Here is a 15491-nt window from a genome sequence, read left to right as displayed (position 1 = left end):
GTGGCCGGCAGCGAGATCCACACCATCGTCAAGGTCGGCGGCGACCTGTCCAACAACAAGGGCATCAACCGCATGGGCGGCGGCCTGACGGCGCCCGCGCTGACCGCCAAGGACATGGAAGACATCAAGACCGCGATGACCTTCCAGGCCGACTACCTGGCGATTTCCTTCCCGAAAACCGCGACCGACATGGAAATGGCACGCCAGCTGGCGAACATCGCCGGCGAGCCGTTCGGCCACAAGCCGATGATGATCGCCAAGATCGAGCGTGCGGAAGCGATCCCCGTGCTGCAGGAAATCCTGGACGCGTCCGACGGCATCATGGTCGCCCGTGGCGACCTCGCCGTCGAAGTGGGCAACGCGGCCGTGCCGGCGCTGCAGAAGCGCATGATCCGCATGGCGCGCGATTGCAACAAGCTGGCCATCACCGCCACGCAGATGATGGAATCGATGATCGTCAACGCCGTGCCGACCCGCGCCGAAGTGTCGGACGTGGCGAACGCCGTGCTGGACGGCACCGACGCCGTGATGACATCGGCCGAGACCGCCGCCGGCAAGTGGCCGGTCGAGACGGTCGAGATGATGTCGGCCATCTGCGTCGAAGCCGAACGTTCCGAATACAACAAACTCGAAGCCGACTTCCTGAACGTGCAGTTCACCCGGATCGACCAGTCGATCGCCTACGGCGCCCTGTTCACCGCGCACCACCTGCGCGTGAAGGCGATCGTGGCCCTGACCGAATCCGGCTCGACCGCACTGTGGATGAGCCGCCACAGGGTCGAGACCCCGATTTATGCCCTGACGCCAAGCGTCACCACCCAACGGAAGGTATCGCTGTATCGTAACGTACATGCGTACCACCTGATGCAGCGCGGCGACAGCGCTGCCGTGCTGAAACAGGCCGAAGACCTGATGGTGGCCAACGGCGTCGTCAAGAAGGGCGACACGATCGTGGTCACCTGGGGCGAGCCGATGGGCCAGGTCGGTGGCACGAACGCACTGAAGATCGTGCGCGTCGGCGAGTTTAATTAAGGGAGCTCAACACCTGTGCGCGGTCCGGCAACCCCGCCCGCGCCATATTGTCGAAAAAGGTACCTCGAAAAACCGTCGCGAGCGGCCGCAATGCTGTGGGAGAAGCGCAGCTGTACGAAAGTACAGCGAGCATCGCAGGACTAGCCGTCCGCCACAGCAGTGCAACGCGCAGCAGGTTTTTCGACGTACCTTGGTGCGCCGGTACATGGCGGCGCACCCGCGCGGCCTCACGGATGCGCCGCGTGCAGCAAGGTGTGAGACCCTGAAAGGTTTCTTTATCCCTATGGAGCTTAACCATGGCACTCGTATCAATGCGTCAACTGCTGGACCACGCCGCCGAACACGGCTACGGCTTGCCGGCTTTTAACGTCAACAACCTGGAACAGGTCCAGGCCATCATGGCCGCGGCCGATCAGACCGGCAGCCCGGTGATCATGCAGGCGTCGGCAGGCGCCCGCAAGTACGCCGGCGAAGCGTTCCTGCGCCACCTGATCGATGCCGCCGTCGAAGCCTATCCGCACATCCCGGTCGTCATGCACCAGGACCACGGGCAGTCGCCGGCCGTCTGCATGGCCGCGATCCGCTCGGGCTTCACCTCCGTCATGATGGACGGCTCGCTGGAAGCGGACGGCAAGTCCGTCGCCTCGTACGAGTACAACGTCGACGTGTCGAAGGAAGTCGTGAAGTTCGCGCACTCGATCGGCGTCACCGTCGAAGCGGAACTGGGCGTGCTCGGTTCGCTGGAAACGATGAAGGGCGACAAGGAAGACGGCCACGGCGCCGACGGCACGATGACCCGCGAGCAACTGCTCACGGACGTCAACCAGGCCGCCGACTTCGTCGCGCGCACCCAGTGCGATGCGCTGGCCATCGCCATCGGCACCTCGCACGGCGCCTATAAATTCACGCGCAAGCCGACCGGCGACATCCTCGCCATCGACCGCATCAAGGAAATCCACGCCCGCATCCCGAACACCCACCTCGTGATGCACGGTTCGTCGTCGGTGCCGCAAGACTTGCTGGCCATCATCCGCGAATTCGGCGGCGACATGAAGGAAACCTATGGTGTGCCGGTCGAGGAAATCCAGGAAGGCATCAAGCACGGCGTCCGCAAGATCAATATCGACACGGACATTCGCCTGGCGATGACGGCCGCGATCCGTAAATACCTGTTCGAGAACCCGTCCAAGTTCGACCCGCGCGACTTCCTGAAGCCGGCCCGCGAAGCCGCCACCCAGATCTGCAAGGCACGCTTCGTCGCCTTCGGCTGCGAGGGCATGGCCGCCAGGATCAAGCCGATTCCGCTGGAGAAGATGGCGGAGCGCTACAAGGCCGGTGAACTGGCCCAGATCGTGCAATAAGTAGGGTGGGCACTCCGTGCCCACGCGTAACGTATGCGTCACGCATACGTCCGCGTGGGCACAGGGGTGCCCACCCTACGGCCGGTCGTGCAATAAGTTTTCGTCGTGCCGGAACCGCGACGCCGCCCCTGCGCAAGCCGGGGCGGCGTCTTTTTTTTGGCGACGATGATGTTGGAATGACGTAAAATATCGTTTTGGCACCGGCCGTCCCGGCCTCGCTCCACACCGGCACCCCCTTCGCCGGTTTCGCTTTATCAAGATATCCCCTCTATGAAAAGCCTCTACCAATCCACTATTTCCTCCTTGCCATTGCTGGGTCGCGGCAAGGTCCGTGACAACTATGCCGTCGGTGACGACAAGATCCTGATCGTCACGTCCGACCGTCTGTCGGCCTTCGACGTCGTCATGAACGAACCGATCCCTGGCAAGGGCATGGTGTTGAACCAGATGAGCGATTTCTGGTTCGAGAAACTCGGCCACATCGTGCCGAACCACCTGACCGGTGTCGCGCCGGAATCCGTGGTCGCACCCGAGGAAGTGGAACAGGTAAAAGGCCGCGCCGTCGTCGCCAAGCGCCTGAAGCCGATCCTCGTCGAAGCCGTCGTACGCGGCTACATCATCGGTTCGGGCTGGAAGGATTACCAGGCGACCGGTGCCGTCTGCGGCATCCAGCTGCCTGCCGGCCTGCGCCAGGCCGACAAGCTGGCCGAGCCGCTGTTCACCCCGGCCGCCAAGGCCGACCTCGGTGAGCACGACGAGAACATCAGCTTCGAAGACATGGAAAAGCGCATCGGTTCGGAACTGGCCAACAAGATCCGCGACGTCAGCATCCAGCTGTACAAGACGGCCGCCGACTATGCTGCCACGCGCGGCATCATCATCGCCGACACCAAGTTCGAATTCGGCCTGGACGAGAATGGCGTGCTGCACCTGATGGACGAAGTCCTGACCGCCGATTCCTCGCGTTTCTGGCCGGCGGATTCGTACGCCCCGGACATGTCGCCGCCGTCGTTCGACAAGCAGTTCGTGCGCGACTACCTGGAAACGCTGAAGGACTGGAACAAGACCCCGCCGGCACCGGCGCTGCCACAGGACGTCATCGACAAAACCCAGGCCAAGTACTTCGAGGCCATCGAACGCCTGACGGGCGAGAAGCTGAAGGTCTAACCGATGGCGGAGCAGATGAATTTGGCAACTGCGCCCCTCGTCGGCGTGATCATGGGTTCCAGCTCCGACTGGGACGTGATGCAGCACGCCTGCGCCATGCTGAAGCAGTTCGGCGTGCCGTTCGAGGCGCAGGTGATCTCGGCGCACCGCATGCCGGACGAGATGTTCACGTACGCGGAAACCGCCCGTAGCCGCGGCCTGCGCGCCATCATCGCCGGCGCCGGCGGTGCCGCGCACCTGCCGGGCATGGTGGCCGCGAAGACCGTCGTGCCCGTGCTGGGCGTACCCGTGCCGTCGAAATACCTGCGCGGCGAAGATTCGCTGCTGTCGATCGTGCAGATGCCGAAGGGTGTTCCTGTGTCGACGTTCGCCATCGGCGAGGCCGGCGCCGCGAACGCCGCGCTGACGGCGATCGCCATCATCGCCACCACCGACGATGCGCTGGCCGGCCAGCTGGAACAGTTCCGTGCCCAGCAGACGGCCGCCGCCAAGGCCATGACCCTGCCCGTGAACGAGTGATGAGTAATACGAAGTTCCCAGCGCATTTAAAGCCCTCCTTGCCCGCCGCCGGCGAACCGGCCTGGCTAGGGGTGATGGGCGGCGGCCAGCTGGGCCGCATGTTCGCCCACGCCGCGCAAGCCATGGGCTACCGTGTGGCCGTGCTGGAGCCGTCGACCGACTGCCCGGCCGGCCAGGTGGCCGAGCGCCTCGTCGAAGCCGGCTATGAAGACGCCGCCGGCCTCGATGCGCTGGCCGCGCAATGCGTTGCCGTCACGACGGAATTCGAAAACGTCCCGGCCGCCAGCCTGTCGCGCCTCGCGCAGCAGGTGTTCGTGGCGCCGGACGCGCACGGCGTATCCGTCGCCCAGGACCGCATCGCCGAAAAATCCTTCTTCGTCGCCTGCGCGGGCAAGTCCGGCGTGATGCCGGCGCCGCACAAAGTGATCGCGAGCGATGCCGACATCGACGCCATCGCCGACGACCTGTTGCCCGGCATCCTGAAAACGGTGCGCATGGGCTACGACGGCAAGGGCCAGGTGCGCGTGCGTACGCGCGACGACGTGCGTGCCGCGTTCGAGGGGATGGGCCGTGTGACCTGTCTGCTGGAAAAGATGCTGCCGCTCGCCTATGAGGTGTCCGTGCTGACGGCGCGTGGCGCGGATGGCCAGTCGGTCGTCTATCCGATCGCCGAGAACGTGCACCGCGACGGCATCCTGTTCACGACGACCGTGCCCGGCCCGAACGTCTCCGCCGGCTGCGCGCGCAAGGCGCAGGATGCGGCGCGCGCCATCGTGGCCGAGCTGGGTTATGTCGGCGTCCTGTGCATCGAATTCTTCGTGCTGACGGACGGCTCGCTGGTCGTCAACGAGATGGCGCCGCGGCCGCACAACAGTGGCCACTACACGATCGACGCCTGCGTCACGAGCCAGTTCGCCCAGCAGGTGCGGGCGATGGCGAGATTGCCGCTGGGCGATGTACGCCAGCATTCGCCGGCCGTGATGCTGAACATCCTCGGCGACGTGTGGTTCGACGGAGAAACGGTACGCGAACCGGCATGGGACCAGGTGCTGGCACTGCCCGGCGCCAACCTGCACCTGTACGGCAAGACGGACCCGCGCCGCGGCCGCAAGATGGGCCATGTGACGTTCGTGGCGCCCACCTTGCAGGAAGCGCAGGCGAGTTTCGAACAGGCCTGCACCATCCTGGGAATCGCGCTGTGAAGCGAACGGTGACGGACGTGAAGGAATCCGGCCAGGCCGAGATCGAGGCCGCCGCGCGCGCGCTCGAGGCCGGCCGGCTCGTCGCGCTGCCGACCGAGACCGTGTACGGCCTCGGCGCCGACGCGGAGAATCCGGCCGCCGTCGCCGCGATCTATGCGGCCAAGGGCCGGCCGCAGGACCATCCCGTGATCGTGCACGTGGCGCCCGGCGCCGATCTGGACTATTGGGCCACCGACATCCCGTCGGAAGCGCGCCAGCTGGCCGACGCCTTCTGGCCCGGCCCGCTGACGATGATCCTGAAGCGCGCGCCGCACATCCCGGACGCCGTCTCGGGCGGCCAGGACACGGTCGGCATCCGCTGCCCGTCGCACCCGGTCGCGATCCGGCTGCTGCAGGCGTTCAAGGGCGGCAAGGGCGGCGTCGCGGCGCCGTCGGCCAATAAATTCGGCGCCGTCAGCCCGACGACCGCGCAGCACGTGCGCGACGAGTTCGGCGCCGACATCGGGGAGCACGGGCGCATCGCGTTCGTGCTGGATGGCGGCCAGAGCGAGGTCGGCATCGAATCGACGATCGTGGACCTGTCGCGTCTGGCGACGCACGGTCCGGTGCTGCTGCGTCCGGGCCATATCTCGGCGGATGCCATCGCGGCCGTGATCGACCAGGTGCCGGCCCGCCCGGACGCCGCTGCGCCCCGCGCCTCCGGTACGCTGGAATCGCATTACGCGCCGCACACCCCGGTCGCCATGCAGGATACGGCCACGCTGGTGGCGACGTTGTCCAGTTTGCACGGGGCAGGGCGCAAGGTCGCGCTGATCCATTATTCCGACCTGCCGGCCACGCACGCGGCCGTACGGCTGCCCAGGTCGCCGGAAGGTTTTGCGCACGCGCTGTACGCGGCGCTGCGGACAATGGACGGCACGTCCGCCGACGTCATCCTCGTCGAGGCACCGCCGCAGGACGGACCGTGGCTGGGCGTCAACGACCGCCTGCGCCGCGCCGCGCATGGCTCGACCGGCATCGTGCACGGCTTGATAAACAACACTACCGCGCTGTAAGCCCTCCCGAATCTTCCAAAAAGCGCCCGCCCAGTGCATGCTGGGCGGCAACGTCTATTGCTGGGCGTCACGCGCCTGCGCCCTCCCGCTACCCGCCTCATCATCCGTTAAGCCGAAGGAAACCCATGCGTTCGCTGCTTACCCTGGCCTTCAGCCTTGGGCTGGGCTCCCTGCTTGCCGCCTGCAGCGGCGGCACCACTGCCGGCGGCACGCCGACCGGCGTCGCCAATCCCGACCCGCTGCCCGGCGTAACGCGCGGCAGCCTCGTGGGCCAGGCCGCCTCCGTGTCCGTCAACGTCGGCGGCACGAGTCTCACCACGCTGAGCCCTTCCACGCTGGCCGGCTTCCTCGAATCCGCCCAGCAGGGCACCCTGGCCGTCGCGGGCCAGCCGCAGTGCTCGGTCTCGGTCTACCGCGTGCACTACAACACCGTCGGCGGCGCCGGCGAAGCGACGGACGGCAGCGCCGCCATCTTCGTGCCCACGGGCGGCGGCAACTCGTGCAGCAACTCGCGTCCGGTCGTGCTGTATGCGCACGGCACGTCGCTGCAAAAATCGTATGACATGGCCGACATCGCCAACAATACGGAAGCGCGCCTGGCGGCGGCCGTGTTCGCGGCCCAGGGTTTCGTCGTCGTCGCGCCGAATTACACGGGGTATGCCGGTTCGTCGCTCGGCTACCATCCCTATCTCGACCGCATTGCCCAGGCCGCCGACATGATCGACGCCCTGCGCGCCGCGCGGTCCTCGTTCACGGCGATCGGCGCGAAGGACTCGGGCAAGCTGATGGTGGCGGGGTATTCGCAGGGCGGCTATGTCGCGCTCGCCACGCAGCGCGCCATGCAGGACCTGGGGACGAACGAGTTCGTGCTGACGGCGGCATCCGGCATGTCCGGGCCGTATGCGCTCGCCCGGTTCGGCGACGACCTGTTCGGCGGCGCGCCACGTAACGGTGCCACCGTGATCGTCCCGATGATCATCAACGCCGGCCAGCACGCCAGCGCCACGCTGTACACCACGCTGTCCGAAGTCTACGAGGCGCCATATGTCCCGACGATCGCCGACCTGGTGCCGGGCACGCTCGGCAGCGGCGAACTGGTCGACCAGGGCAGGCTGCCCGCCACGGCACTGTTCGCCGCGGATTCTCAGCCGCAGAAGTCCGGCTATACGCAGTATTTCGGCGCCAACAACCTGATCCGCACGGCGTACCGCAATGCCTATCTCGCCGACCTGGCATCCCATCCGTGCGACGGGAGCGCGACGGCGCCGCTGGCCTGTGCACCGGCCCACAGCCTGCGCAAGTGGCTTGTCCGCAACGATTTGCGCAGTTATATGCCGGGCGCGCCGACGATGTTGTGCGGCGGCCACGATGACCCCGTCGTGCCGTTCTTCAATACGACGTCGGCCGCCGCGTACTTCAGCGCCCGCGGCAGCGATATCACCCTGGTCGATATCGATGACGCCCCTGGCCTGAACGACCCGTATCGCACCGCCAAGGCCGGATTCGTGGCGGCGAAAACCATCTTGCGCGCCGCGTCGGGCGAGGGCGCCGTGGCGTCGGCCTACCACGCCGGCCTCGTCGCCCCGTTCTGCATGGCGGCGACCCGGGATTATTTTCAATCAGTGTTATCGCATTAAGCAAATGTGCGCACCGGCGGCGTTGCTATAATCGGCCGCTGCCGGCTTGTCTCTATCGCAACTTTGTGGCGTGGCCGGCGCACGACAAAGTTTTTCGCTATACAACGTTGCCGAACACTGGCATATTAGTCGGGTCACGAATAGCACGGGCGTTCGTTTTGGTAGAAAAATTCTTTAGGAGACACAATGCGTAAGACCTCATTCGCGCTCGCGCTGTTGACCGCCGCCGTCCTGTCGGCTTGCGGCGGCAGCAGCCCTAGCGGCGGCGACCAGACCCCGGGCACCAAATTCAGCGCCCAGGTATCGTTCGGCGACAGCCTGTCGGACGTCGGCACGTATGCCGTCGGCACCATCAAGGCGCTGGGCGGTGGCAAGTTCACGATCAACGGCGACAATACGTCGATCAGCAAGGACCTGACGGGCAAGAATTGGACCGAATTCGTCGCAGCCCAGCTGAAATTGCCGGCACCTTGCCCGGCCCAGACGGGGCTCAACGGCGACGCGACCAAGGGTTTCAACGTGCCTGTCACTTTCAACGTCAGCTGCCTGAACTATGCGCAGGGCGGCTCGCGCGTGACGATCCCGATCGGCCCGAATAACGCGGCAACCGGTTCCGCGATCGGTGCGACAACCGTGCCCGTGGTGACGCAGATCGCGAACCACCTGGCCAAGACCGGCGGCAAGTTCAGCGGTACCGAACTCGTGAACGTGACGGCGGGCGGTAACGACATCCTGTTCCTGCTGGGTCAACTGTCGACGAACGCCACCAATGCCGGTACCGCCGCCGGTGCGCAGGCCTTCGCCGTGTCGCTGGCGACCCAACTGGCCGCCGGCGCGACGAACCCGGCCACGGCCGTGCAATCGATCGGCCTGGCGATCCAGACGGAAGCAGCGCGCCCCGGCCATACCGATGCCAGCGTCGTGCAGGCTGCCGTCATGGCTGCTGTTGCGGCGGGCAATACCCCGGCCGCCCAGGCGAGCGTCTATGCCCCGATGGTCGACAAGGCCAAGGCCGACGCCAAGGCTGCGGGCGACAAGGCTGGCGCCGATTACCTGACCGCCAACGCCGCGGGCGTCGTCACCGCGATGGCTACGGCCGGCGCCGAGCTGGGTGCCCTCGTCAAGACGCAGATCGTCGCCAAGGGCGCGAACTACGTCGTCGTGAACAGCCTGCCGGACGTGGCCTCGACGCCGGCGGGCAAATCGCAATCCGCCGACGTCCAGGGCCTGATCATGAAAGCCGTCGATGCCTTCAATGCGCAGCTGAAGGCCGCCGTCGCGGGCGAGCCCAAGGTCTTGTACGTCGACTTGTGGTCCATCAGCCACGACGAAGTCATCAACCCGGGCCCGTACGGCCTCACCAATACGACGACCCCCGCCTGCGGCCCGAACGCGCTGGGCACCACGTCGCTCGTCTGCAACGCGACGAACGTGATCGCCGGCGACGTCAGCCGCTACATGTTCGCCGACGACGTGCACCCGACGCCGTACGAGAACTGGCTGATCTCGCTTTACGTCCTCGAGCAGATGACCAAGAAGGGCTGGCTGTAATCGTCACGACAGGCCCATCCACGCGGACGGGCCATCCATAAGAATCAGGAGAAAACATGAAAGTAAGTTCCAATGTCGTGAAACTGCTCGTTGCGGCGGGCGCGCTGGCCGTGGCGGGTAGTGCAGCGGCACAGGCTCAGGGGAAGTGGGCGGTGTCGCTGGGCGGCGCCCAGATCACCCCGCACGTGGAAAGCGGCACGATTTCCGCGCCGGCCCTGCCGAACACGCTGGGCGACGTCGGCAAGGATACGGAACCGGTGATCGTGGTTAACTACGGCATCACCGACAACATCGTCGGCGAATTCACGTTCGCGACGCCCTACAAGCACACCCTGTACGGCGCGGGCGCCATTGCCGGCACGGGTGAACTGGGCACCGTGGAGGCCTTGCCGCCGACCGCGTTCCTGCAATACCGCTTCTTCCAGCCGACTTCGGCCTTCCGTCCGTACGTCGGCCTCGGCGTGACCTACGCTTACTTCTACAAGGAAACCGGCTCGTTCCGCCTGACCGCGCTGACCAATCCGGGCGGGCCGGCGACGACGTTCAGCATCGACAACAAGCTGACCGTGTCGGGCCAGATCGGCGGTGTCTGGAACTTCAACGAAAAATGGTTCCTCAACGCCGCGCTCGTGAAGACCCGGTTGCGGACCAATGTGCATTTTTCGACGGGGCAGAACCAGCACATGAAGCTGGATCCGAATTCGACGGTGCTGACGTTGGGTTACAAGTTCTGAGCGCGGTCTCCGCGAAATAAAAAAACCTGCCGCCCGGCAGGTTTTTTTTATCGGGTCCGTGAATTGGTGGGCTCGGGGAGCCCGCCCTACGATATCGTGTTCATCAAACGTGGACCGAAAAAACCTACCGTGGCCGTAGGGTGGGCACCCCGTGCCCACCATGCGTCGCCGATATCGTTAGAACGCGGCGATACCGGTCTGGGCGCGCCCCAGGATCAACGCGTGAATATCGTGCGTGCCTTCATAGGTGTTGACGACTTCCAGATTGACGAGATGCCGCGCCACGCCGAATTCGTCGCTGATACCGTTGCCACCCATCATGTCGCGCGCCAGGCGGGCGATATCGAGGGCCTTGCCGCAGGAATTGCGCTTCATGATCGACGTGATCTCGACCGCGGCGGTGCCTTCGTCCTTCATGCGGCCCAGGCGCAGGACGCCTTGCAGGCCCAGCGTGATTTCCGTCTGCATGTCGGCGAGCTTCTTCTGGATCAACTGGTTGGCGGCCAGCGGCTTGCCGAACTGCTTGCGGTCCAGCACGTACTGGCGGGCGCGATGCCAGCAGTCTTCCGCGGCGCCAAGCGCGCCCCAGGCGATGCCGTAGCGGGCCGAGTTCAGGCAGGTGAACGGGCCCTTCAGGCCGCGTACCTCGGGGAAGGCGTTTTCCTCGGGGCAGAACACCTCGTCCATCACGATTTCTCCCGTGATCGAAGCACGCAGGCCCACCTTGCCGTGGATGGCGGGCGCGGACAGGCCCTTCCAGCCCTTCTCGAGCACGAAGCCGCGGATCTTGCCTTCGTCATCCTTGGCCCAGACGACGAACACGTCGGCGATCGGCGAGTTCGTGATCCACATCTTGGAACCCGTCAGGGAATACCCGCCGTCGACCTTGCGCGCGCGCGTGATCATCGAGCCCGGATCGGAGCCATGGTTCGGCTCGGTCAGGCCGAAGCAGCCGATCCATTCGCCGGTCGCCAGTTTCGGCAGGTATTTCTGCTTCGTTTCCTCATTGCCGAACTCGTTGATGGGCACCATCACGAGCGACGACTGCACGCTCATCATCGAGCGGTAGCCGGAATCGACGCGCTCGACTTCGCGCGCGATCAGGCCATAGCTGACGTAGTTCAGGCCGGGGCCGCCATATTGCTCGGGGATCGTCGGGCCCAGCAGGCCCAACTCGCCCATCTCGCGAAAGATGGCGATGTCGGTGGTTTCATGACGGAAGGCTTCCAGGACGCGCGGCAGCAACTTGTCCTGGCAATAGGCCGCGGCGGCGTCGCGCACCATGCGTTCTTCGTCGAGCAACTGCTCGTTCAGCAGCAACGGGTCATCCCAATGGAACTGGGCTTTGCGGGGCGTATTGGAACGGCTCATGGGGCTCCTGTCTCTCAATTCTTGTAAGAATGGCTGCAAAAAATGGCTGCAATTCGGGGCGAGCGGGTAGCCGCCCGGGTCGAGCCATTATAGAAACCCCGCCAGGCCGCATCTTTTCAAACTGCGACAGGCATTTTCATTTTTAAACGGACAAGACGGCACGCTCAGGACGACGTCGGTTCTGGCCAGGTGCATCCGCCCGCCGCGTGCAGCCGTCCGCGGCCGCTGCGCTTGGCCTCGTACAGGGCGCAGTCGGCCGCTTCCAGCAGTTCGCGGTAGACCTGTTCGAAATACTGGCGCGGCGGCGCGGTGCCGTGCAAGGCCGCCGGCGCCGGCGGCAGCGTGGCCATGCCGACGCTGCCGCGCACGGGCAGGCTCCGGCCCTGCCATTCGATGCCCGTTTCCTGCAGCAGGTCCAGCAGGCGCGTGGCGACCTGGGCGGCGCCGATCTCGTCCGTCTCCGGCAGGACGACGACGAATTCGTCGCCGCCGTAGCGGCCCGCCAGGTCGCCTTCGCGCACGGTGGCGCGCAGCAGGCGGCCCATGACGGCCAATGCTTCGTCGCCGGCCAGGTGGCCGCTGTCGTCGTTGATTTGCTTTAACCCATCCATATCCACCATCAGCAAGGTCAGCGGGCCGCCGTGGCGGCAGGCCTTGCGGATCTCGACGATGGTCCATTGTTCGACGAAGCGGCGCACGTGCACGCCCGTGAGCGGGTCGACGGTGGCCATTTCGAACAGCTGCGCGTTGCGAATCGCCACCGCGGCCTGGTTGGCGAACACGGACAGCAGTTCCAGGTCCTGGTCGCCGCAGATCGGCTTGTCGAGGTAGATCACGCCGATCACCTGGTCGGCCACGCACAGGGGCACCACGGTGGCGTCGCTGCCGACCAGCGTGTGGCGGCTCTGCATGGCCTGATCCAGCGCCTGCGTCAGGCGGCCGTCGAGCGCCGGCCCTTCCAGCGCGCCGGCGTTCGCGTAGTGGCCGGTCGCTGCGTGCACGGCGGGGCCGCCATCGCCCTCGCACATGACGAGGAAGCTGGACGGCGCCGTGCCGGGATCGTGGTCGGGGCGCGTCCGGCTGGCGACGAAGGAATTGGCAACGCCGAACAGGCCGGTGACCTGCAGGATGATCCCCTGCAGCAGGCTTTCCAGCGGCTGCAGCCGGTGCAGCTCGGGCGTGGCGTCGAGGATGTAGCGCAGGCCCTGGCGGCTCTTGTGCACCAGCCGGGCCGACTGCGCCGCCTTCAGTCCCACGTCCACCCACATCAGCAGCTTGTCGGGTCCCTCGCTCTTGTCGTGGTAGCCCTGGATGTCGAGGCGCTTGAGCAGCGCGCGCGGCGGCTGCTCGGACGCGTAGCCGGTCTGCAGGATCACCTGCAGCATCGGGTTCGTCTTGCGCAACTCCCAGACGACGTCTTCGCCGGTCATGCCGTGCATGTAGAAGTCGAGCAGCAGCAGGTCGACGTGGGTTTGGGCCAGCAGCGCCAGCGCCTCTTCGCCGTTCTGCGCCGTCAGCACGCGGTGGCCTTCGCGCTCGAGCAGCATGCGGGTGGCGTCGAGGTAGGCCTGGTCGTCGTCGGCGAGCAGGATGACCCAGTCGGTATGGGGGGCGTGGCGGATTTTGCGGACCATGGTCACGGATCCTTTCCGGGATGGGGGAAATGCAGGGTGATGCAGGTGCCGGCCCCTGGCGTGCTCGCGACGTTAATCCGGCCGCCGAACTGTTCGACGACGATGTCGTGCACGATCGCCAGGCCCAGACCCGTGCCCTGGCCGAACGGCTTCGTGGTGAACATAGGTTCGAAGATGCGGCGCAGGTCGGCCGGCGTGATGCCGCTGCCATCGTCCTGCACGGCGAGTTCGATGCCGGCCTTCGATCCGGCCGCGCGCACGACGATGGCATGGGCGCCCGCGTCGAGGGCGTTGGTCAGCAGGTTGGTGACGACCTGGCCCAGTCCGCCGGGCGTCCCGGTCACTTCCAGCGCAGGGTCGGGCGCATCCAGGCGCACGGTGCAGCGCTGGCGCTTGAACTGGTGGTCGAGCAGCAGGATGCTTTCCTCCAGTGCCGGCACGATGGCGAAGCGGACGCGTTCTCCGTTGCCCTGCTGGCGCGTGTGGTGCTTGATGCTGCGTACGAACGCCGCGGCACGCTGCGCCGAACGCGCGGCCAGCGCCGTGCACTGGCGCATCTCGGCGACGATCTGGCGGTGGTCGTCCGCGGTGACGTCGGCGTCGTCCGCCGAATCGGCATACTCGGCGACGAGCGCGTCCAGCTCGGCCAGCGCGGCGCGGATCGCCGCCAGCGGCGTGTTCATCTCGTGCGCGATGCCGGCCGTCAGACGGCCCAGGGCCGCCATCTTTTCAGCGATCAGGAGTTTGTCCTGGTTCTCCTTGAGTGCCTGGTGTGCCGCTTCCAGTTCCTGCTGGCGCCGCGCCAGCGCCTGCTCGGCCAGTTCGCGCTCGGTCACGTCGAGCGAGATGCCGATCATGTGCGACGGCTGGCCGTTCGGGTCGAGCAGCGGGATCTTGCGGGTCAGGACATAACGCGTGTCGCCGCCGGCGCGCCGGACGGCGGTCACGGGCTGGTCGACGATCGTGCCGGACGCCAGCGCCTCGTGGTCGCGCAGCGTGTCCAGGTCGGCGGCTGCGGGCGGGTCGACCTCGTGGACGGTGCGGCCCAGGATCCGCTCGCGCGGGATGCCCAGCCAGCGCTCGCGTGCGCGGTTCACGAATTCGAAACGCAGGTCCGGCAGACGCTTCACGAACAGCATGGCCGGCATGTTTTCGACGACGGCGTCGAGGAAGGCGGCAGTCTGGCGGGCCGTGCGTGCCTGGGCTATGGCTTCTTCCAGCGTGGCGACCAGCCACGTGGCGTGTGCGGCCTGGAAGGCGTCGAGGTTGCCGGCGTCGACGATCCCGGCATGCAGGAGCATCCTGCGGCCCGGGGCGGCGTCCAGCGCGGCCAGCAGCGTGTCGAGCCAGACGCCCGGGTCGAAGAACAGGGACATGGCGAGCCGGCCCTCGCGGATGGCGCGCAGGCCGTCCGGCACGGTGCCGAAACCGACCACGGCCAGTCGGGGTGCCCCTGGTCCGGCGGCATCCAGGGCGTCCAGCGCGCCCAGCGCCAGCGCATCTTCCATCGCCAGCACCAGGTCGCCGTCGGCCAGGCCACCCGCGGCGAGCAGCGCGGCCACCTGCGCCTGCGCGTGCATGCGCATGGCATCCGGCGCGCTGCTGGTGCAGGGGGCGGCGACCGTCAGGTATGTGACCTCGGGCGCGCGGGCGCGCAGCAAGCCCGTATCCACGTACGCGTGCGGCGTTTCGCCCAGCAGCAGGGCACGCACGGGGCGGCCCCCGGCCAGCAGCGACGCCGCGCGGGCCAGGCCTTCCCCATGGTCGGACCGGACCTGCGCGTGGACCACCCAGGGCGCTACCCCGGCCAGTTCACCCAGCAGCAGCACCCTTGCGCCTGCCGCGTGCAGGCGCTCGATATGGGACAGCAGGGCGGGCAGGTCGCGTTCCAGCGGACGCAGGGCGAGCACGTCGCCGGGGCCCAGTTCCAGCGCGGCCAGCACGTCGCGCTGGTGGGTGGTGGACCGGGCCGGCAAGTCCTCGAGCCGGAACCCTGCCTGCGCGACGCGTACGCGCGCCTGGACGCGGAAACGGGTCCAGTAGTACGACAGGTCAAGGTCCGGGAGGCACAGGACGAAGCGGGGCGCGGCAGACATGTGACGAATGGTTGAAAACGGTGGTGACCCGTTCGTCCCATTCTACGCAGAAACGAAACCTATTGTGAGAAAAAGCAATATTGCCGTGGTTTTTCACAACGTTACAGGTCTTGACACGGGGGGCGGCGGCCA

At 66.5% G+C, this 15491-nt stretch carries 12 protein-coding genes; 9 read left to right on the top strand and 3 right to left on the bottom strand.

The genetic code is table 11. The features are described from left to right. The 9 genes from pyk to AC1DYX_RS06195 form a co-directional block, all read left to right on the top strand. Positions 1-1032, top strand: a 1032-nt coding sequence (gene pyk / locus AC1DYX_RS06235; protein WP_477257377.1) for a pyruvate kinase, incomplete at its 5' end; no start/stop codon positions are given. A 296-nt stretch (positions 1033-1328) separates the two neighbouring features. Continuing rightward, complete coding sequence (gene fba, locus AC1DYX_RS06230; protein WP_477257375.1) at positions 1329-2393, top strand: class II fructose-bisphosphate aldolase; 1065 nt, start codon at positions 1329-1331, stop codon at positions 2391-2393. 270 nt (positions 2394-2663) lie between these two features. Further along, positions 2664-3560: a phosphoribosylaminoimidazolesuccinocarboxamide synthase gene (locus tag AC1DYX_RS06225; RefSeq protein WP_477257373.1), complete on the top strand. Its 897-nt coding sequence runs from the start codon at positions 2664-2666 to the stop codon at positions 3558-3560. A 15-nt stretch (positions 3561-3575) separates the two neighbouring features. After that, positions 3576-4079: a 5-(carboxyamino)imidazole ribonucleotide mutase gene (gene purE, locus AC1DYX_RS06220; protein WP_477257371.1), complete on the top strand. Its 504-nt coding sequence runs from the start codon at positions 3576-3578 to the stop codon at positions 4077-4079. Then, entirely contained in the window at positions 4079-5281 is a 1203-nt protein-coding gene (locus AC1DYX_RS06215; protein ID WP_477257369.1) for a 5-(carboxyamino)imidazole ribonucleotide synthase, read from the top strand. Before purE ends, AC1DYX_RS06215 begins: the two co-directional genes overlap by 1 nt. Continuing rightward, a complete protein-coding gene (locus AC1DYX_RS06210) occupies positions 5278-6336 on the top strand; it encodes an L-threonylcarbamoyladenylate synthase (RefSeq protein ID WP_477257365.1) in 1059 nt (352 codons plus the stop codon). Before AC1DYX_RS06215 ends, AC1DYX_RS06210 begins: the two co-directional genes overlap by 4 nt. Positions 6337-6461: 125 nt before the next feature. Further along, on the top strand, positions 6462-7973 hold the full coding sequence (locus AC1DYX_RS06205; protein WP_477257363.1) for an alpha/beta hydrolase family protein: 1512 nt from the start codon (positions 6462-6464) through the stop codon (positions 7971-7973). Positions 7974-8159: 186 nt separating this feature from the next. Continuing rightward, positions 8160-9524 (top strand): SGNH/GDSL hydrolase family protein, encoded by a 1365-nt coding sequence (locus tag AC1DYX_RS06200; protein ID WP_477257361.1) that lies wholly within the window; start codon positions 8160-8162, stop codon positions 9522-9524. Positions 9525-9580: 56 nt separating this feature from the next. Next, a complete protein-coding gene (locus AC1DYX_RS06195) occupies positions 9581-10258 on the top strand; it encodes an OmpW/AlkL family protein (protein WP_477257359.1) in 678 nt (225 codons plus the stop codon). A gap of 177 nt (positions 10259-10435) precedes the next feature. On the opposite strand, the gene AC1DYX_RS06190 is transcribed toward AC1DYX_RS06195, so the two are convergent. The 3 genes from AC1DYX_RS06190 to AC1DYX_RS06180 form a co-directional block, all read right to left on the bottom strand. Then, complete coding sequence (locus AC1DYX_RS06190; RefSeq protein ID WP_477257357.1) at positions 10436-11629, bottom strand: acyl-CoA dehydrogenase; 1194 nt, start codon at positions 11627-11629, stop codon at positions 10436-10438. 164 nt (positions 11630-11793) lie between these two features. Beyond that, positions 11794-13263 carry a GGDEF domain-containing response regulator gene (locus AC1DYX_RS06185; protein WP_477257355.1) on the bottom strand — a complete coding sequence of 490 codons (1470 nt, stop codon included), beginning with the start codon at positions 13261-13263 and terminating at the stop codon, positions 11794-11796. A gap of 2 nt (positions 13264-13265) precedes the next feature. Beyond that, a complete protein-coding gene (locus AC1DYX_RS06180) occupies positions 13266-15359 on the bottom strand; it encodes a sensor histidine kinase (protein ID WP_477257353.1) in 2094 nt (697 codons plus the stop codon). Between the last annotated feature and the right edge of the window lie 132 nt (positions 15360-15491).

Source organism: Massilia sp. P2_C2, assembly GCF_056404615.1.
This window is presented reverse-complemented; position numbering and strand designations above follow the sequence as displayed.

Bases quoted from the DNA above. Each gene is read 5' to 3' on its own strand.
- fba (WP_477257375.1), top strand. From the start codon at position 1,329: ATGGCACTCGTATCAATGCGTCAACTGCTGGACCACGCCGCCGAACAC.
- AC1DYX_RS06225 (WP_477257373.1), top strand. From the start codon at position 2,664: ATGAAAAGCCTCTACCAATCCACTATTTCCTCCTTGCCATTGCTGGGT.
- purE (WP_477257371.1), top strand. From the start codon at position 3,576: ATGAATTTGGCAACTGCGCCCCTCGTCGGCGTGATCATGGGTTCCAGC.
- AC1DYX_RS06215 (WP_477257369.1), top strand. From the start codon at position 4,079: ATGAGTAATACGAAGTTCCCAGCGCATTTAAAGCCCTCCTTGCCCGCC.
- AC1DYX_RS06205 (WP_477257363.1), top strand. From the start codon at position 6,462: ATGCGTTCGCTGCTTACCCTGGCCTTCAGCCTTGGGCTGGGCTCCCTG.
- AC1DYX_RS06200 (WP_477257361.1), top strand. From the start codon at position 8,160: ATGCGTAAGACCTCATTCGCGCTCGCGCTGTTGACCGCCGCCGTCCTG.
- AC1DYX_RS06195 (WP_477257359.1), top strand. From the start codon at position 9,581: ATGAAAGTAAGTTCCAATGTCGTGAAACTGCTCGTTGCGGCGGGCGCG.
- AC1DYX_RS06190 (WP_477257357.1), bottom strand. From the start codon at position 11,629: ATGAGCCGTTCCAATACGCCCCGCAAAGCCCAGTTCCATTGGGATGAC.
- AC1DYX_RS06185 (WP_477257355.1), bottom strand. From the start codon at position 13,263: ATGGTCCGCAAAATCCGCCACGCCCCCCATACCGACTGGGTCATCCTG.
- AC1DYX_RS06180 (WP_477257353.1), bottom strand. From the start codon at position 15,359: ATGTCTGCCGCGCCCCGCTTCGTCCTGTGCCTCCCGGACCTTGACCTG.